The organism is Haloplanus aerogenes (assembly GCF_003856835.1).
Taxonomy (GTDB): domain Archaea; phylum Halobacteriota; class Halobacteria; order Halobacteriales; family Haloferacaceae; genus Haloplanus; species Haloplanus aerogenes.
The window spans coordinates 1,740,109-1,756,055 of sequence record NZ_CP034145.1 but is presented as its reverse complement, the minus strand read 5'-3'; the positions used below and the strand labels follow the sequence as shown (position 1 = coordinate 1,756,055).

Below are 15,947 nucleotides of genomic sequence, written 5' to 3'. Positions count from 1 at the left end.
GGACGGCCTACCGTCCGAATAGGCTCGCGTTTTTTCTCCGGCCCGACCGTCGAAGCCACCGATGAGCCGGGTCCAGCGATTCGTTCGAATCCCGGTCGACGACGCCGAACTCGACGGCGAACTCGTCGTGCCGGCGGACGCGCGGGGCATCGTCCTGTTCGCCCACGGGAGCGGGAGCAGTCGACACAGTCCGCGGAATCAGGCCGTAGCCGAGCGACTCCGCGAGGAGGGGCTTGCGACGCTCCTGTTCGACCTCCTCACCGAGGCGGAAGATCGCACGCGCCGCAACCGGTTCGACATCCCGTTGCTCACGGATCGACTCGCCGCAGTGACACGCTGGATCGGCGACCAATCGGAGACGGCCGACCTCCCCGTCGGCTACTTCGGCGCGAGTACGGGCGCAGCGGCGGCACTCCGCGCGGCGGCCGAAGACGGTCTCGATATCGACGCCGTCGTCGCTCGCGGCGGCCGCGTCGATCTGGCCGCGGATCGGGTGCCGGACGTCGACGCCCCCTGTCTGTTCGTCGTGGGGAGCGAGGACACCGAGGTACTCGAACGCAACGAGGCGATGTTGGCGGATCTGCCCGGCGAGAAACGCCTCGAGGTCGTCGAAGGAGCGGGCCACCTCTTCGAGGGACCGGGACAACTGACGACCGTCGCGACCCTCGCGGCCGAGTGGTTCGTCGACCACTTACCGGAGTAAGGCGACGAGAGCGACGAGGACGGCACCGACGACGACGCCGGCGCCGACGAGGACGGGCGGACTGCGGACGGCGTTGGCGACGGCCGCGGCCACGGCGATGGCGACGGCGCCGAGGACGAGGACGGGAATCACACGCCGGCCGGGGAGGGCGCCGGCGAAGCGCTCGCTGAGTGGCGTCGTGTCGGTGTCGCGGTTGGGTTGCTTCGGGCGGGAGAGGGTCTCGTCGACGTCGACCGACTGACCGTCGGACTGGGGTTCGACCGTCACCTCGACGGTCCGTTTCTCGGCGCCGTAGCCGGTGGCGATTTCGAGCGTACCCGTGACCGGCGAGTCGACATCCTCGACACCGACGGGGACCGACTGGGTCGTCTCGCGCTCGACGTACAGGTTGCCGTCGGTGTCGATGCGAGCGACCGCGGCCAGCGCGTCGTCGGCGCGGACGTGGACGTGGACGGCTTCGCCGTGGTTGCGAAGTTCGACCGAGAACGGCTCCGAGGTGGCGAATTCAGCCGGTGCTTCGACGCTGTGAAGCTCCCCACGGTTCAACTCGACGAGCAACACCGGAGTCACAGGCGGAGGGTCACACCGGGGGACGAAAAAACTTCAGGCCGTAGGCGGTGCTATTCGTCGTCGCGCATGTCCGGCGGCAGGAGATTCGGAATGCCGTCTTCGATAGGGTACACCTCGCCCGTGACGGTGCCGATCAGGCGGCCCTCGACGATCTCCTCGCCGTCGCGCTCGTCCACCTCGAGTTCGAGATCGCTCTTGTCGAGCGGGTCACAGAGGATCTCCATCAGGGATTCCTTCATTACCCGGCTGGTGGTGTCGGGCCGATAAAAATCCACGGGTAACGGGGTGACGGCGACGGATGATTCGGCTCACGCGCGCCAGATAGCCGTCACGACGCGGTCGTCGCGCTCGACCGCCTCGTAGGCGAATCCGCGCTCGTTGAGTCGGGGGAACAGGTGCTGGGGCACGCGGTCGTTCACCTGCACGAGGACGCCCTCGTCGAGATCGGCGAGCGTTTCGAGCGTCCGGGTCAGCGGCTCCGGCGGCGGCAGGTCGCGCACGTCCAGTACCTCGTGGATTCGAGTCGTCGGTGCGTTCGTTTCGGCCAGAAGCGAGTCGATGCCTGACATACTCGATAGATGGATAGCGGGGATCGAGGAGTTTGTCCCGAATCTGTTCGCCCCGTGCCGGGGACTTTTGGTGATGGCCGCGGGTGGCACGCGTATGCAATCAGTCACCGTCTCGCGGACCATCGACGCGCCGAGGGCGACGATTCAGGCGGCGATGGACGACCTCGAGGCGTTCATGCTCGCCGCCGGCTTCGACGAGGTGACCGTCGATGGCGACGAGATGTACCTTCGCAACCGCGTGGGCATCGCCACCATCGAACTGACGCTCGAATGCGTCGACGTGCCGGACGCCGCTCTCGCGTACGAACAGCGCGAAGGGATCTTCGAGTCGATGCGAACCGTCTACCGCCTCGACGACGCGGGTGAGGCGGGGACGCGCGTGGAAGCGACGACCGACTTCGCGCTCGACGTGGCTCTCGTCGGTGACCTCCTCGACTCGACGATCATCAAGCGACAGCGACACAAGGAACTCGACGCACAGTTCGACTATCTCGAAGACGCGGTCGAGTAGCGCGAACGTGTTCGGGGGACGATTTGGGGTGCGTCGTCACCTAGCCCCCATCCATGAGCCAACACGACGAGCGCCACGACACCTCGTGGTCCGCGAATCTCGAAGGCCCGGAACACGCCGCCAGCCGAGAGTTGGTGGTCGAGGAGGCCGTCGAGGCCGTCGAGCGCACCGACGACGGAAACCACGTCAACCTCGTGACCCACGGGGACCACGGCCACCCCGAGACGTACCTCTACGCCACTCTCCGCGAGGCGTTCGACGACGCGACCGTGGAGTACGTCGATCAGTGTGGCTGTGGCGGGTACGTCACCCGCGTTCACGTCTGATCCATGAATCCAACCGCTATCGACACCGACGAGCGACCGTTCGTCCTCGTGTGGGAACTCACGCGGGCGTGCGAGTTGACGTGCAAGCACTGCCGGGCCGACGCCCAGCCGGAGCGCCACCCCGACGAACTCACGACGGCGGAGGGGAAGGCGCTCCTGGACGAGGCACGGCGCTTCGGCGAGAACCAGCTAGTCGTCCTCTCGGGCGGCGATCCGCTCGCCCGCGACGACACCGTCGACCTCGTGCACTACGGCGCCGACCGAGGACTCCTGATGACGCTGACGCCGAGCGGGACGGCGTCGTTGACGCCCGACCGCGTGGACGCCCTCGCGGACGCCGGCGCGCGCCGGATGGCGCTGAGCATCGACGGCGGCACCCGTGCCGCCCACGACGAGTTCCGGGGCGAACCCGGGAGCTTCGACTCCACGATCCAAGCGGCGGAAGCCGCACGCGACGCCGGCCTCCCGCTCCAGATCAACACAACCGTCTGCGCCGAGACGGTGGACGAACTCCCGGCGATCCGTGATCTGGTCGCGGATCTCGGGGCCGTCCTCTGGTCGGTGTTCTTCCTCGTGCCCGTCGGCCGCGGGGCCGTCCTCGACTCCGTCGATCCAGAGACGGCCGAGGACGTGATGGCGTGGCTGGCCGAAGTCGAATCGGCGGAGGCGTTCGGCATCAAGACGACCGAAGCGCCCCACTACCGCCGGGTCGCGCTCCAGCAACGACGGGACGACGGGACGGGCGACGCCGCCGACGCCATCGGCCGCCGGACGGGGATCACCGCCGGCGACGGCTTCGCCTTCGTCAGCCACGTCGGTGAGGTGTTCCCCTCCGGCTTCCTCCCCGAGTCAGCCGGGAACGTCCGCGAGCGGAGTCTCGTCGAACTCTACCGCGAGTCGGACCTCTTTACCGCGCTCCGGGATACCGACGCGCTCCGCGGGAAGTGTGGCGCCTGCGAGTTCCGGGAGATCTGTGGCGGCAGTCGGTCGCGGGCGTACGCCACGACGGGCGATCCGCTCGAAAGCGACCCGCTCTGTGCGTACGTCCCGGAGGGCTACGACGGACCGCTTCCGAACGCTCCGGAACCAGCACCGAGCGACTGATCCATGGCGACACAGCCACCACTCGAACTCGACGGCTGCGACGGGAACACGATGGATCGGGACGGTCTCGACCGCCGCCTGCGCCGCTGTGGTGTCGCCGTCGCGGAACGGGAACTGCGGACGGCCCTGACGGCGCTCGACGACCTGACGCCGGCCCAGCGACGGATCGTCGCGCGCATGGCCGGGCGCATCGCCGCGGGCGTCCTCGCGCCGGCACGGGAGGCGGCCGCGGAGGGAGAGGATCGGACCGTCGCACGCCTGTTCGACCCCGAACGTATTCGGGACTGAACGTAGGCGGTGGGCGGCCGTATCGACGCTTATGACCATCGTCCCCCGCCCCTGGTCGAGCGACGACGACGATTTCGACGACTACGACGCGTTCGTCCCCGAACACGTCCCGGACCCCGGCCCGTTCCTCGCCGGGCACGCGGTGTTGACCGGGCGCGACCACGCCGCGTTCCACCGGCTGACCCGGGACCGCTTCGAGGAGCGCACCGTCTACGACGTGACCTTCGGCTACAACCTCGCGCGCCTGAATCTCGACACCCGACATCCCGACGCAGGCTACCGGTACGCCGTCGACGCGGACGACCCGACCGTCCTGCGCGCGGAGTTCACGCCGACGACCGAGTTCTGCCCGCAGAGCGACACGCTGGCGACGGCGTCGTTCCGGGCGTGGAACGCCGACGACGTGGCCCCGCCTCACGAGTTCGACCTCGTGCGTGTCCGCGTCTCGCCCATGCACGACGCCAGCGGGCGCATCAACGACCGTCTCGCGGAGATGGAGGCGACGTACCGCGAGGGTGGCGACGTGCCCGGCGCCGACGCGGGCGGGACGCTCGCCGACCCCGACGCCTCGGCGCGGGACGGCGCGACGAGTCCCTTCTGACGGCGATCAGTCGTCGATAGTGGGGTCCGCGCTGTCGGCGTCGGCCGCTACCATCCCGCCGCGGCGGAGCGACTCGGGCGCGTGTCGCCACACGACCAGCGCCACGTTCACCGAGAAGACGGCGAGGCCGAGGGCGAGTGCGACGCCGCCGGCGGTGGCGGCGAGCGCGTGACCCGCCCACTCGCCGGCGACGAGGAGCGTCCCGCCGCCGGCGACGAGGACGAGGTCGGCGGTTTCGAGCCGGTCGTCGTAGAGGTCGTCGATCATGGGCACGGCCTCGAAGCCGAGGCGGTCGCTGTAGCGGTGGACCCAGACGAGGAAGGGGACGACGTGATAGAGTGTCCCGACGAGGACGAACAGGAAGACCAGCCCGAGGAGGTGGGCGGTGCCCGGCGCGCCGAACGTCGCGTCGGTGGCGAGGGGGTCGCGGAGCCACGCGGGGAGCGTCAGGAGCGCCCAGCAGAGCGCCGCGGGCGCGAGGAGGACGTACCGAACCAGCATCGGCGTCCACTCGGCGCGGGCGTCGTGGAGGCGGCGACCGAGGACGACGAGGAAGGCGAACACGCCCGCGAGGAGGCAGGCGGCACCGAGGCGAGCGAGGGGCACGTTGGCGAGGAGGCGGCCGACCGCGAGGACGACGACCCCGGCCGGGTAGACGACCGTCTCGACGCGCTGGAGACGCCGGTCGAGGGAGTCGAGTTCTGTCTGGCCGAACATGGGGACGAGTTGGTAGAGGGCGCCGAAGACGGTGGTGAGGACGGCGCCGAAGAGCGCCAGCGTTGCGTGGGCGGCGACGACGCCGGACCGACCGACTGCGCCGCCAAAAACGGGAGTCACGAAGTCGACGGCCAGCGTGAGGCCGAGCGCCGTGAGCGCGACGAAAAAGGCGAGCGCGGCGGCGAAGTGGCGTTCGGTCACGTCGAGCGGCCGGGCCGTGGCGAGCGTCCGCCCGACGTTGTAGGCGAACGTCCAGAACCCCGCCAACACGAGGCCACCGAACAGCGGGAGGCCCACGAGCCGGTTCGTCAGGAGGGCGGCGACGAAGCCGACGAGGCCGCTGGCGACGAGCCACAGCTGGGCGCGTGCCAACCCGCGGGAGTGAAGCGCCGTCCCGGACCAGACGGGGACGAACTGGGTCATCGCGCCCGCGATGGTGAGACAGACGAAGCCCACGAGCAGGAGGTGGAGGTGGGCGAGACGGGCGAGGCCGGGCACCGCCCAGAGCGCGTCGACGACGCCGACCGCGGCGCCGGCGAGGAGAAACCCCAGCGCGACGACGAACTGTCTGAGCGGGATGGCGAGCGGTGGCTGGCTGGTCGTGTCCACGTCGCTGGGGATGGTGGCCATGGGAGCGCGTACGGACTCTACCACCCTCCGCGTCGGGACGAACGTGTTCGGGTCGGCGCGGTCGAACCCGGTTTTTAATACGACGGAACGTCTGACTCCCGACCATGCCTACTGCGGAAGTTTCGTTGCCGGACGACGTAGATATCGAGATCAGCCAGCTCGTCGAAGAGGGGGAGTTCATCAACCGCGATCAGGCGGTCGAGGAACTGCTCTCGCTGGGCGTGTCGGCGTACACCACGGACGAATCGCCGAATCAATCACCGGACGAAGATCTGTTCACGCAGGTCGTCGACGACCAGCAAGACCCCGCGATCCGGAACGAATCCGACGACGAACACACGCTGTAGGTGTTTACTCTGCGGTCAGTAGCCGCTCGGACATCGCGTCGAAGCCCTCGCGCTCGTCGGCCCAGAACTCGCGCAGGTCACCGACCGGCTGGTGGACCGGGTCGGCCACCTCCGAGTGCACCTCGTACTCCTGACTCGATTTTACCTCGTGGTACGCGTCGCGGAAGGGCATTCCCTCTTTCACTTTCTGGTTCGCGGTGTAGGCGGCGAAGATGCCCTCGTCGATGTCGAAGTCGTCCGAGCGTTCGAGGTTCTCGACCAGCGGCGTGAGGATGTCCACGGTGGCACGCACCGTATCGATCCCGTCGATCAGGTGGCCTTTCGTCTGCTGGCTGTCCCGGTTGTAGCCGCTCGGGAGTTTGCCGATAATGCGCCGAATCGCCTCCTTGCCCGCCGACACCTCCTCCGCCTTCGCCCGCGCGAGTTCGAGGATGTCGGGGTTGCGCTTCTGGGGCATGATCGAACTCCCCGTCGTGTAGTCGTCGGCGAGTTCGAAGAACTGCTGATCCTCGGAGAAGTTGATCACGTCCTCCGCGAGTTTCTGGATGTCGAGCATCACCAGATCGAGCGTCTGGAGCAGTTGTAGCTCCTGTTTCCCACGGTTGGAGCAGTAGATTGGGTTGTGCTGTTTCTGGGCGAAGCCGAGGAGTTCGGTCGTCAGGTCGCGGTCGATATCGAGGCTAGTGCCGTACGACGCGGCGGCGCCAAGGGGGTTCGAGTCGATGATGCGGTAGGTCGCCCGCAGGGATTTCAGGTCGTCGATCAGCGCGTCGACGTAACTCGACGCCCACAGCCCCGTCGAGGACGGCATCGCCTGTTGCTGGTGGGTGTAGCCCGGAATCAGCATGTTCTTGTCCTCGGCGAAGGTGCGGAGTGCGTCGATGAAGTCCAGCAGACGGTGGGCCAGATCGATGGTCGCGTCCTTCATGAACAGGCGCGTGTCGACGAATATCTGGTCGTTGCGCGAGCGGGCGAGATGCATCTTCTTGCCCGCCTCCGTCTGCTGGGTGACACGCTCCTCGACGAACGTGTGGACGTCCTCGCCTTCCACCTCGTCGGCCTCGTGGTAGAGGTCGGTGAGGGCGTCGCGGAGTTCGGCGAGTTCCGCGTCCGTGACGAAGCCCTGCCGGTTCAGCATCGTCACGTGCGCGAGATTCGTCAGCACGTCGTACGGGAGAAACCGATTCTCGAACTCTTTCGGCTCCATCGTGTACTGGAGTGTCGCCTCACTCGCCGAGTGATCGGTGTTCTCCCAAAGCATGTACCCGCGTACCCTCAGACCGTACTAAAGGGTTTTGTACCCGGTCGGAGCGGTGGGTGAGCGGACGTGGAAGGTGGTGTGTGAGAATTATCAATAAGCGAGACTAACCAGTAATACATAAGCGAGTAGTTATGTTTGCTGATTCGCGATGTGATTCGTCAGAAGCGCCCATAGTGACCATCTGAACACCCATACAGCGCTTTTAGCCGACAGACCCACTAGTCCACGGCCGACCGATTTAGAATAGGGCGATTCGGCCTAAATCGGTCTGTCGAAGGCTCAAAGCGCCACAATTAATATTGAATTTCGGAATACATATTCTCATACAATCATAAAATTCAGAGAATATATTGGAGGTAGGTAGTTCTGCTACTTCCGCGGCGTCCGCTCCATGTCCATCGAGTCGTAGAGGTCGAGGATGGCGAGGAGGGCTTCGTCGCGCTGGTCGTAGATGTCGTCGGGGTCGACGTCGGACCAGTCGTAGACGCCCTTCCCCGTCTTCAGGCCGTAGTCGCCGTTTTCGACGGCCTCCGAGAGCACGTCTTTCGACTCGGTGCCGCGGTCGAGGTCGGGGAGGAGGTACTCCTCGACCTCGTGCTCCACGTCGAGGCCGGAGTGGTCGACCTTCTCGAAGATACCGAGGAGGGGGAGGCGGAAGCCGAAGCCGGCTTTGACCGCGCGGTCGATGGCCTCCGCGCTGGCGACGCCGCGGTCCAGAAGTGAAAAGGCCTCGTAGATCATCGCCATCTGGATGCGGTTGCCGATGAAGCCGGGGATGTCCTTCTCGACGCGAACCGGCGTCTTGCCCATCTCGTCGAAGAAGTCGTAGGTCGTCTCGACTACTTCGTCGGCCGTCTCCTCGCCGCGGATGACTTCGACGAGCGGGACGACGTAGGGTGGGTTAAACCAGTGAGTGCCGACGACCTGTTCCGGCCGATCCGTGGCGGCGGCAATCTCCGTGATCGAGAGGCCGGAGGTGTTGGTGGCGAGGATGGCGTCGGCCTCGGCGTGGTCGTCGAGGTTCGCGAACACCTCCCGCTTGATATCCAGATCCTCGACGACGGCCTCGGTGACGAAGTCGGCGCCGTCGACGGCGTCGGGAAGCGACGTGGTGCGGGTGATGCGGTCGGCCGCGGCGTCGGCTTCGTCGGCGTCGACTTCGCCCGCGGAGACGAGCGTGTCCAGTACCGAGCGGACGCGATCCTCGCTCTCGGCGAGGAGGTCCTCGTTCACGTCGTAGAGCGCGACCGGATGGCCGTCGAGCGCGAACGCGAGGGCGATGCCGTGGCCCATGACGCCGGAGCCGAGGACGGCGGCGGTGTCGATGCCGTCGGGGGAGTTCATATATTGGTCTCCGACTGCCCCTTCGTACCGAGGAACTCCCGCGTCTCCGCCGGCGTCGCGATTTCGCGGCCCGCGACCTCCCGCGTGAGTCGGACCATCTTCTCGACGAGTTCCGCGTTACTCTCGGCGAGCTGGCCGCGTTCGAGGAAGAGGTTGTCCTCCAGTCCCACACGGACGTTCCCGCCCATGTGGACGGCCTGCGTGCCGAGCGGGAACTCGTGGCGGCCGGCCCCGATGACCGAGAAGGAGAAGTCGTCGCCGAACAGGTCGTCCGCAACGTCGACGAGGTGGTTCAGGTTCTTCGCCGTCGCGGCGATACCGCCGTGGATACCCATCACGAACTGGATGTGAAGCGGCGTCGGGAGGATGCCACGGTCGACCATGTGTTTCGCGTTGTAGAGGTGGCCCACGTCGTACACTTCGAGTTCGGGCATGGTGCCGTGTCCCTCGAAGGTGGGGAGGATGGTCTCCAGATCCTCGAAGGTGTTCCGGAAGACGTAGTCGCGGGAGTTGGCGAGGTACTCCTCCTCCCACTCGTACTCGAACTCGTCGAATTTGGGGAGCAACTGGTAGAGGCCGAAGTTGATCGACCCCATGTTACAGGAGGCCATCTCGGGTTCGAGTTCGGGTACGACCGAGATGCGTTCCTCGACGGTCATCCCGTGACCGCCGCCGGTCGTCGGCTGGATGATGGCGTCACAGTTGGCCTGGATGGTCTCCGCGACCTGTCGGAACAGGTCGAGATCGGTCACGGGTTCGCCGGTTTCCTCGTTGCGGACGTGGATGTGGACGATGCTGGCTCCGGCCTCGGCGGCCGCGATGGCCTCCTCCGCGATCTCCTCCGCGGTGACGGGAAGGTGAGGCGACATGGTCGGAGTGTGAATCGCGCCGGTAACCGCACACGAGATGATCGTCTTGTCGAAATCGCGCATACGGGCGTGCGGACGGCCCCGACTACTATATTATTGGGGGTGACGGCACGGTTGTCGCCGTCGCCGGCGACACGAAAAGAACGGCCGATTCAGCCCTTGACGCCGCCCGCCCCGAACCCTTCGACCAGGTAGTCCTGAACGAGGATGTAGAGGACGAGCACCGGAATCGTCACGAGCGTGTTGGCGGCCATGAACTGCCCCCACGGCGGGTTCGCGGAGTTGAGCATCTGATTGAGGCCGACCGGGAGCGTCTGCATGTTGTTCTGGGACATGATGACCGAGGCGTAGAGGAAGTCGTTCCACGCCAGCGACCACGTGAAGATGGCGGTGGCGATGATCCCCGGCAGGGCGTTGGGGAGGACGACGTAGACGAACGCCTGCATCCGGCTGGCGCCGTCGATCATCGCCGCCTCCTCCAGCGAGTAGGGGATGCCGTTGAAGAACTCCCGGAGCACCCAGATACTGAACGGGAGCGCGAACGTGAGATAGACGAGCGCGAGGCCGTACCACGTGTTCGTCAGCCCGTAGTCGTTCATGAGGATGCCGAGCGGCACCACCAGCACGATGGCCGGGAACATGTAGACGAGCAGGATGGAGTTGTCGAGGAACTCCTTGCCGCGGTACTCGAAGCGGGAGATGCTGTAGGCCGCGAGCGTCCCGAGGATGATGGTCGTCGTCGTCGCCAGCACGGAGACGATGACGCTGTTGCGGTAGTAGAAGAAGAATTCACGGTTGCTGTCCCAGAGGTCGAAGTAGTGCTCCAGGGTCCACTTGTGCGGGACGACTTCGGGTGGTCGGGTGAAGAGGTGCACCTCGGGCTGGAGCGAGGTGATCGCCATCCACACGAGGGGGAACAGGGAGTAGACGAGGACGGCACCGATCAGCCCCCACATGATCCCCCGACCGGTCAGGTTGTACGCTCGGGTCGGTACGCTGTCTCGAAGGCGCTGCTCTAGGTCGTTGCTGATGTTGGTGATGTTAAGCTTCAACGTCGGTCCCTCCCGTGTTGTAGTACCGTCGGAGGTACAGCAGTCCGACGGTCATCAGAATCACGAACATGACGTTCGCGATGGTTGCGGCGAAGCCGAACCGGAGGCCGGTGTAGGCTTCGATGTACGCGTAGATCGGGAGCGTCTGCGTCGCGGTGCCGGGTCCCCCACCCGTCAACAGGTAGATGGGCGCGAACTTCCGGAACATCCAGACCGCGCGCAGTAGAATGACGATCACGAGGATGTTGTACAGTTGCGGCAGGGTCACGTACCGGAACTGCGCGACCTTGTAGGCGCCGTCGAGTTGGGCGGCTTCGTAGAGGCTCGGTGGAATCGTCTGCAGTCGGGCGAGCACCGTGATGACGACGAACGGCGTGAACCGCCACACACCGAGCATGACCGCGGAGCCCATCGCCAGTTCGTAGCCGAAAAAGGAGATGGGTTCCTGCACGAGGCCGATCATGAGGAGAATGGAGTTGAAGACGCCGTAGGTGGCGTTGAAGATCCAGCGGAAGTTGAACACGGCCACGATGGTCGGCACCATGTACGGGAACAGCGCCGCTCCGCGGACCGTGTTACGGCCCGCGAACGACTTGTGGAGCAGGAGCGCCACGGCGACGCCGAGCACCAACTGAATCGAGACGGTGCCGATAGTCCAGAGGACGTTGTTCTTCAGCGACTGCCAGAACACGTCCTGTCCCAACAGCGTGATGTAGTTCTCCACCCCGACCCACGTGAGGGTCATCCCGAACCCACTGGTCGAGTGGAAACTCAGATAGATGGAGTACATGAGGGGGAAGAATACGATGGCGGCGAACACGACGAGTGTCGGCAGGATCAGGAGCCAGCCCAGCTTGTTCTCCTCCATCCGCCAGTTGAGCAGTCGGTCCGTCACCCCCCGTACCAGTCGCTTCCGTTGTCTGCGTATGGTGCTCATGCCGCTAACGACTGTGCACCACCTATTATAATTAATGGAGGATCTGGCGATCCGGTCCGCAGTGACTGACGGCGGCCCTCCCGTCGAGTGACTGGCGAAGGCCGTCTCGTCGGGCAACGACTAAGTCACCGACCCGTGACGCGTGGCACATGGCCTACGAACACACGCCGGTCACGGTCGAAGGCAAACGCGCGGTCGTCATCGGAGGAACGAGCGGTATCGGGCGGGCGCTCGCCCGCGGCTTCGCGGCCGACGGTGCGGACGTGGTCGCGACGAGTCGGAGCGAGGACAGCGTGGCGGAGATGGCGGCGGAACTTCGCGACCTCGGCGCCGAAACCATCGAGCAGACCTGCGACGTGACGGATCGGGAGACGCTCGTCGATCTGCGCGACGCCACCATCGACGCCCTCGGCGGCGTCGACGTACTGGTCACCTCCCAGAGCTACATCGCTCGCTCGAATCTGGCCGAGGGGACCGACGACGAGTGGGACGCGGTGTTCGACGTGCAACTCGACGGCACCTACCGCGCCGTCCAGACGTTCGCCGAACGGATGGACGAGGGGTCGATCATCGCCATCTCCTCCATCTCGAACGGCCTCTCGATCCCGAATCTGGTGCCGTACACCACGGCGAAGGGGGGCATCGACGCGTTCACGCGGGTCGCGGCGAAGGAACTCGGCCCCGAGATTCGGGTGAACGCGATCCGCCCCGGCTTCGTCCGCACCGAACAGACCGGCGGCACCTACGACGAGGGAACCGACCGACACGGGGAGATCGTCCGCCGGACGACACACGGCCGGATGGCCGACCCCGAGGAGATGGTCGGGGCGGCGATCTACTTCGCCAGCGACGCCGCGAGCTACGCGAACGGGAGCGTCCTCACGGTCGACGACGGGTTCACAGCCGACGCGTTCGGCGAGTAGACAGCGAAGAAGGAGGATGGGTAGCAAGTGCCGGCGTCGGCGGAGATGTCGACGCCGGCGATGGTCTCGGTGGTGAGTGCCGACGCTTCAGTTACCGCCTCCGTAGTTGGCGACGGCCTGTTCGGCCCGTTCCGCCATCTCCGTGGCAGCCTCGTCGGCGGAGATGTCGCCGGCGTAGTACTGGGAAGCCGGGCCGCTCATGACGGGCGTGCGGACGATTTCGGCCATCTCGGGGAAGGCCGGGAACTCGGGGCCGGCGCGGCACTTGGGGTGGGAGGTGCGCGCGGATTCGACCAGCAGATCACGGATCTGCTCGCCGTTTTCGACCTCGCTCCAGAAGTCCATGTTGTTCCACGGCTCCTCGTGTTCCGTGAAGATGGGCGTCGTGTTGCCGGGCGTCCCCGTCATGTACTCGTCGACGAAGATGTCCGGTTCGAGGTACGTCTGGAACCAGTCGATCGCCTCCTGCTTGTTCGTGGCGTCCTTGATCAACTGGCCGCCGTCGCCCGACATGACGCTCGTGTTGTCGTTGGGATCGGCCTGATCGTTGTTCGGCTTCGGCGGGTGGCCGTTCACGACGTACTCGACGATCTCCGGCGTCTGCTCGACGACGTTGATCGTCGTCCGGCCCCAGTAGAGACAGTGGGCCACGTTGTCGGTGGCGTAGTTGGTGTACGCCTCGCCGTAGCTGAAGCTCTCGTTCCCCGGTGCGGCGTACTGGACGAGTTCGTTGTAGTGGTTCAGCACGTCCCGTGTGACCTGAGAGTCGAAGGCGACGTTTTTCTCCGGGTCGAGCGCGTTCCCGCCGGCGTTGCGCAGGCGCACCAGGAACATGTCCGACATGTAGGTGTTGCGCGCCGTCGAGAGCGACGTGCCGTAGAGGTCGTTGTCGGCCTCGTGGGCCGCCTTGACGTACTCCAGTTCCTCGTTCCAGTTGGACGGCTTGGAGTCCATACCGATGTCCTCCATCACGTCCGTCCGGTACCACGACACCGGCGTCTGGTTGTTCGTCTGGACGCAGTAGAACGAGCCGTCCTTGGCCAGGTAGTGGGTCTCCGGCACGTTGTCGGCGACCTCGCCCGCGACTTCGGTCACCGGGTCCATGACCTTCTGTGGGTCGTCGGTGAAGCCCTGATCGTTCAGAATCAGGGAGAGTTCGTTGTCGATGAAGAAGGCCATCTCCGGCCAGCTACCGGTGTTGGCGGCCTGCACCAGCCGGGAGTAGATGTTCTCCCAGTTGGTGTACCCCATCGAGATGTTGACGTTGGGGTTGTCCTGTTTGAACCGCTCGGTGGCGACGTTGTACGACCGCTTCGACGCCGGCGACGTGTACGTGGTGAGCAGGTTCACCGTCTTTCCGCCGCCACCACCACCGCCACCGCCGCCTCCGCCGCCGTCTCCGCCGTCACCACCATCGCCACCACCACCGCCGCTACAGCCAGCGAGTGCTGTGGCCCCGATGGCGCCGGCCCCGGCGAGGACGCGACGCCGCTGCATCTCCAACCGTTTCTCCTCCTCCTCGGCAGTGGTATCACTTGCCATGGGTGTTCCAACTGATTTCTATCCATCGTTAATAAACATTTGGGGACGTCGCCCCCGCGACCGAACGCTTCTTCCCGCGTCGTCGGGTAGTCGTCGCCGATGGACCGTCAGACCATGGCCGTCGAGGCGGCACACGCCGGCGCGGAACTCGCCGCGGAGTTGTTCCGCACGTCGCTCGACGTCGAAACGAAGGCGTCGGCTACCGATTACGTCACCGAGGCCGACACCGGCTCGCAACGTCGGATCGTCGAACGCATCGCCGACGCGTACCCCGACGACGCCATCGTCGGGGAGGAGGGCGACCAGCGGAAACGGCTGCGAGACGGCGAGACGGCGTGGGTGATCGACCCCATCGACGGCACGACCAACTACGTGCGGGGCATTCCCTTCTGGGCGACGAGCGTCGCTGCCGTCGTCGACGGCGAGACCGTCGCCGCCGCGAACTCCCTCCCGGCGCTCGACGAGGTGTACCACGCGGGGACCGACGGCGTCACCCACGACGGGGACGCCGCGACGGTCAGCGACACCGCCGATCTCGAAACGAGCGTCGTCGCGCCCACTCTCCGGTACGGCCGCGAACACGGCGACGCCTACGGCTCGCTCCTCGGAACTCTCTCGCCCGCCGTCGGCGACGTGCGCCGTCTCGGCTCCGCCCAGACGGCGCTCTCGCTCGTCGCTGGCGGCCACGTCGACGCCGCCCTCGGCGTCGTCGCGTCGCACCCGTGGGACACCGTCGCCGGTGTCCACCTGATCCGGCAAGCGGGGGGTCGCGTCACCGACCTCACTGGCGAACCGTGGACGCCGCGAAGCGAGGGACTCGTCGCCTCGAACGGCCGGATCCACGACGATCTGCTCGCGCTGCTCTCCTAACCTATCGAGATGCCGCCGTTCACGTCGAGGACGGTGCCGGTGATCCAGTTCGATCCCTGTCCCGAGAGGAAGACGATAGCTTCCGCGATGTCTTCCGGTTCGCCCAGCCGGTTCAGGGGCGTCATCTCGTCGTCGTAGCCGGGTTCGTTCTCGGTCATCGGCGACCAGACCGGTCCGGGGGCGACGGCGTTGGCGTAGACGCCGTCCGGTGCGCCGTTGCGCGCCACCCACCGGACGAACCCGTGGACGCCAGCCTTCGAGGCGACGTAGTTCGGTCCGCTGATGACGCCCCCGACCTGTCCCGCGACCGACCCCACGCAGACGATTTTGCCGTACTCGCGGTCGCGCAGGTCGTCGTAGAACGCCTGCACGACCAGCATCGTCCCCGTGAGGTTCACGTCGATCTGCGTGCGCCAGTCGTCGAGTGTCATCTCGGTGAGATCGGTCCGACTCACGATGCCGTGGACGGTGGCGACGATGCCCACGTCGCCCGCGTCGGTCGCCCGATCGCGGAGCCGCGCCACCGCGTCGGGGTCGGTCACGTCCGCCTGCACGGTCGTGGCGTCGCGGCCGTGAGCCTCGACCCGCGCGGCGGCCTCGGCTAGCCCGTCGTCGGTCACGTCCGTCGCCACCACGTCCGCGCCCTCGCGGGCGAGGGCGTCGCAGGTCGCCCGCCCGATGGCGCCGGCCGCGCCCGTCACGACAGCCGTCGTCCCCGAGAGATCGGTCGGGCCGCTGATCGGTGCGGTCACGAGTCCCCTCCGTGCTGCTGGTGGGCGACCG

The 15,947-nt window shown here is 66.3% G+C and carries 20 protein-coding genes; 9 read left to right on the top strand and 11 right to left on the bottom strand.

Annotation, left to right across the window (positions count from 1 at the left end):
• Positions 1 to 61 precede the first annotated feature (61 nt).
• A complete protein-coding gene (locus DU502_RS08930) occupies positions 62 to 703 on the top strand; it encodes a dienelactone hydrolase family protein (protein WP_121919035.1) in 642 nt (213 codons plus the stop codon).
• Here the strand turns inward: DU502_RS08930 and DU502_RS08925 are convergent.
• The 3 genes from DU502_RS08925 to DU502_RS08915 form a co-directional block, all read right to left on the bottom strand.
• Positions 692 to 1,273, bottom strand: a complete 582-nt coding sequence (locus DU502_RS08925) for a DUF7524 family protein (RefSeq protein ID WP_121919034.1) — start codon at positions 1,271 to 1,273, stop codon at positions 692 to 694. The two genes, DU502_RS08930 and DU502_RS08925, sit on opposite strands and share 12 nt — an antisense overlap.
• A gap of 50 nt (positions 1,274 to 1,323) precedes the next feature.
• A complete protein-coding gene (locus tag DU502_RS08920) occupies positions 1,324 to 1,512 on the bottom strand; it encodes a methytransferase partner Trm112 (RefSeq protein WP_199722646.1) in 189 nt (62 codons plus the stop codon).
• 69 nt (positions 1,513 to 1,581) lie between these two features.
• A complete protein-coding gene (locus DU502_RS08915; protein ID WP_121919033.1) occupies positions 1,582 to 1,842 on the bottom strand; it encodes a DUF2249 domain-containing protein in 261 nt (86 codons plus the stop codon).
• A 94-nt stretch (positions 1,843 to 1,936) separates the two neighbouring features.
• Here DU502_RS08915 and DU502_RS08910 point away from each other — a divergent pair, with 94 nt between their 5' ends.
• Genes DU502_RS08910 through DU502_RS08890 form a run of 5 tightly spaced genes read left to right on the top strand, consistent with a single transcriptional unit; the run spans position 1,937 to position 4,672 of the window.
• Complete coding sequence (locus tag DU502_RS08910) at positions 1,937 to 2,353, top strand: SRPBCC family protein (RefSeq protein WP_121919032.1); 417 nt, start codon at positions 1,937 to 1,939, stop codon at positions 2,351 to 2,353.
• A 53-nt stretch (positions 2,354 to 2,406) separates the two neighbouring features.
• Positions 2,407 to 2,679 carry a CGCGG family putative rSAM-modified RiPP protein gene (locus DU502_RS08905; protein WP_121919031.1) on the top strand — a complete coding sequence of 91 codons (273 nt, stop codon included), beginning with the start codon at positions 2,407 to 2,409 and terminating at the stop codon, positions 2,677 to 2,679.
• 3 nt (positions 2,680 to 2,682) lie between these two features.
• Entirely contained in the window at positions 2,683 to 3,783 is a 1,101-nt protein-coding gene (locus DU502_RS08900) for a TIGR04053 family radical SAM/SPASM domain-containing protein (protein ID WP_121919030.1), read from the top strand.
• 3 nt (positions 3,784 to 3,786) lie between these two features.
• Positions 3,787 to 4,071, top strand: a complete 285-nt coding sequence (locus tag DU502_RS08895; protein WP_121919029.1) for a hypothetical protein — start codon at positions 3,787 to 3,789, stop codon at positions 4,069 to 4,071.
• A 31-nt stretch (positions 4,072 to 4,102) separates the two neighbouring features.
• Positions 4,103 to 4,672, top strand: coding sequence for a hypothetical protein (locus DU502_RS08890; protein WP_121919028.1), 570 nt, complete (start codon positions 4,103 to 4,105; stop codon positions 4,670 to 4,672).
• Between the two features lie 6 nt (positions 4,673 to 4,678).
• Here DU502_RS08890 and DU502_RS08885 read toward each other — a convergent pair whose 3' ends face one another.
• Positions 4,679 to 6,019 carry a hypothetical protein gene (locus DU502_RS08885; RefSeq protein WP_121919027.1) on the bottom strand — a complete coding sequence of 447 codons (1,341 nt, stop codon included), beginning with the start codon at positions 6,017 to 6,019 and terminating at the stop codon, positions 4,679 to 4,681.
• Between the two features lie 104 nt (positions 6,020 to 6,123).
• Between DU502_RS08885 and DU502_RS08880 the strand changes: the two genes are divergently transcribed.
• Complete coding sequence (locus DU502_RS08880; protein WP_121919026.1) at positions 6,124 to 6,366, top strand: DUF7120 family protein; 243 nt, start codon at positions 6,124 to 6,126, stop codon at positions 6,364 to 6,366.
• Between the two features lie 4 nt (positions 6,367 to 6,370).
• Here DU502_RS08880 and argH read toward each other — a convergent pair whose 3' ends face one another.
• From argH to DU502_RS08855, 5 genes are all read right to left on the bottom strand, one after another.
• Positions 6,371 to 7,627 (bottom strand): argininosuccinate lyase, encoded by a 1,257-nt coding sequence (gene argH / locus DU502_RS08875; protein WP_121919025.1) that lies wholly within the window; start codon positions 7,625 to 7,627, stop codon positions 6,371 to 6,373.
• A 369-nt stretch (positions 7,628 to 7,996) separates the two neighbouring features.
• Entirely contained in the window at positions 7,997 to 8,971 is a 975-nt protein-coding gene (locus DU502_RS08870) for a 3-hydroxyacyl-CoA dehydrogenase family protein (RefSeq protein WP_121919024.1), read from the bottom strand.
• Positions 8,968 to 9,903 (bottom strand): BKACE family enzyme, encoded by a 936-nt coding sequence (locus DU502_RS08865; RefSeq protein WP_121919023.1) that lies wholly within the window; start codon positions 9,901 to 9,903, stop codon positions 8,968 to 8,970. The genes DU502_RS08870 and DU502_RS08865 overlap by 4 nt, the downstream gene beginning before the upstream one ends.
• Before the next feature lie 89 nt (positions 9,904 to 9,992).
• On the bottom strand, positions 9,993 to 10,892 hold the full coding sequence (locus DU502_RS08860; protein ID WP_124897051.1) for a carbohydrate ABC transporter permease: 900 nt from the start codon (positions 10,890 to 10,892) through the stop codon (positions 9,993 to 9,995).
• Positions 10,882 to 11,829, bottom strand: coding sequence for a carbohydrate ABC transporter permease (locus DU502_RS08855; protein WP_121919021.1), 948 nt, complete (start codon positions 11,827 to 11,829; stop codon positions 10,882 to 10,884). Before DU502_RS08855 ends, DU502_RS08860 begins: the two co-directional genes overlap by 11 nt.
• Positions 11,830 to 11,978: 149 nt before the next feature.
• Here DU502_RS08855 and DU502_RS08850 point away from each other — a divergent pair, with 149 nt between their 5' ends.
• A complete protein-coding gene (locus DU502_RS08850) occupies positions 11,979 to 12,752 on the top strand; it encodes an SDR family NAD(P)-dependent oxidoreductase (RefSeq protein ID WP_121919020.1) in 774 nt (257 codons plus the stop codon).
• Positions 12,753 to 12,839: 87 nt separating this feature from the next.
• Here DU502_RS08850 and DU502_RS08845 read toward each other — a convergent pair whose 3' ends face one another.
• A complete protein-coding gene (locus tag DU502_RS08845) occupies positions 12,840 to 14,294 on the bottom strand; it encodes an ABC transporter substrate-binding protein (protein ID WP_121919019.1) in 1,455 nt (484 codons plus the stop codon).
• Between the two features lie 99 nt (positions 14,295 to 14,393).
• Here DU502_RS08845 and DU502_RS08840 point away from each other — a divergent pair, with 99 nt between their 5' ends.
• Complete coding sequence (locus DU502_RS08840) at positions 14,394 to 15,164, top strand: inositol monophosphatase family protein (RefSeq protein ID WP_121919018.1); 771 nt, start codon at positions 14,394 to 14,396, stop codon at positions 15,162 to 15,164.
• Here the strand turns inward: DU502_RS08840 and DU502_RS08835 are convergent.
• Entirely contained in the window at positions 15,161 to 15,916 is a 756-nt protein-coding gene (locus DU502_RS08835; RefSeq protein ID WP_158601121.1) for an SDR family NAD(P)-dependent oxidoreductase, read from the bottom strand. The genes DU502_RS08840 and DU502_RS08835 overlap by 4 nt on opposite strands.
• Positions 15,917 to 15,947: the final 31 nt, after the last annotated feature.

What these genes read in the sequence shown, in the direction of transcription:
- DU502_RS08930 (WP_121919035.1), top strand. Translation starts at nt 62, where the DNA reads ATGAGCCGGGTCCAGCGATTCGTTCGAATCCCGGTCGACGACGCCGAA.
- DU502_RS08920 (WP_199722646.1), bottom strand. Translation starts at nt 1,512, where the DNA reads ATGAAGGAATCCCTGATGGAGATCCTCTGTGACCCGCTCGACAAGAGC.
- DU502_RS08915 (WP_121919033.1), bottom strand. Translation starts at nt 1,842, where the DNA reads ATGTCAGGCATCGACTCGCTTCTGGCCGAAACGAACGCACCGACGACT.
- DU502_RS08910 (WP_121919032.1), top strand. Translation starts at nt 1,937, where the DNA reads ATGCAATCAGTCACCGTCTCGCGGACCATCGACGCGCCGAGGGCGACG.
- DU502_RS08905 (WP_121919031.1), top strand. Translation starts at nt 2,407, where the DNA reads ATGAGCCAACACGACGAGCGCCACGACACCTCGTGGTCCGCGAATCTC.
- DU502_RS08900 (WP_121919030.1), top strand. Translation starts at nt 2,683, where the DNA reads ATGAATCCAACCGCTATCGACACCGACGAGCGACCGTTCGTCCTCGTG.
- DU502_RS08895 (WP_121919029.1), top strand. Translation starts at nt 3,787, where the DNA reads ATGGCGACACAGCCACCACTCGAACTCGACGGCTGCGACGGGAACACG.
- DU502_RS08890 (WP_121919028.1), top strand. Translation starts at nt 4,103, where the DNA reads ATGACCATCGTCCCCCGCCCCTGGTCGAGCGACGACGACGATTTCGAC.
- DU502_RS08885 (WP_121919027.1), bottom strand. Translation starts at nt 6,019, where the DNA reads ATGGCCACCATCCCCAGCGACGTGGACACGACCAGCCAGCCACCGCTC.
- DU502_RS08880 (WP_121919026.1), top strand. Translation starts at nt 6,124, where the DNA reads ATGCCTACTGCGGAAGTTTCGTTGCCGGACGACGTAGATATCGAGATC.
- argH (WP_121919025.1), bottom strand. Translation starts at nt 7,627, where the DNA reads ATGCTTTGGGAGAACACCGATCACTCGGCGAGTGAGGCGACACTCCAG.
- DU502_RS08870 (WP_121919024.1), bottom strand. Translation starts at nt 8,971, where the DNA reads ATGAACTCCCCCGACGGCATCGACACCGCCGCCGTCCTCGGCTCCGGC.
- DU502_RS08865 (WP_121919023.1), bottom strand. Translation starts at nt 9,903, where the DNA reads ATGCGCGATTTCGACAAGACGATCATCTCGTGTGCGGTTACCGGCGCG.
- DU502_RS08855 (WP_121919021.1), bottom strand. Translation starts at nt 11,829, where the DNA reads ATGAGCACCATACGCAGACAACGGAAGCGACTGGTACGGGGGGTGACG.
- DU502_RS08850 (WP_121919020.1), top strand. Translation starts at nt 11,979, where the DNA reads ATGGCCTACGAACACACGCCGGTCACGGTCGAAGGCAAACGCGCGGTC.
- DU502_RS08845 (WP_121919019.1), bottom strand. Translation starts at nt 14,294, where the DNA reads ATGGCAAGTGATACCACTGCCGAGGAGGAGGAGAAACGGTTGGAGATG.
- DU502_RS08840 (WP_121919018.1), top strand. Translation starts at nt 14,394, where the DNA reads ATGGACCGTCAGACCATGGCCGTCGAGGCGGCACACGCCGGCGCGGAA.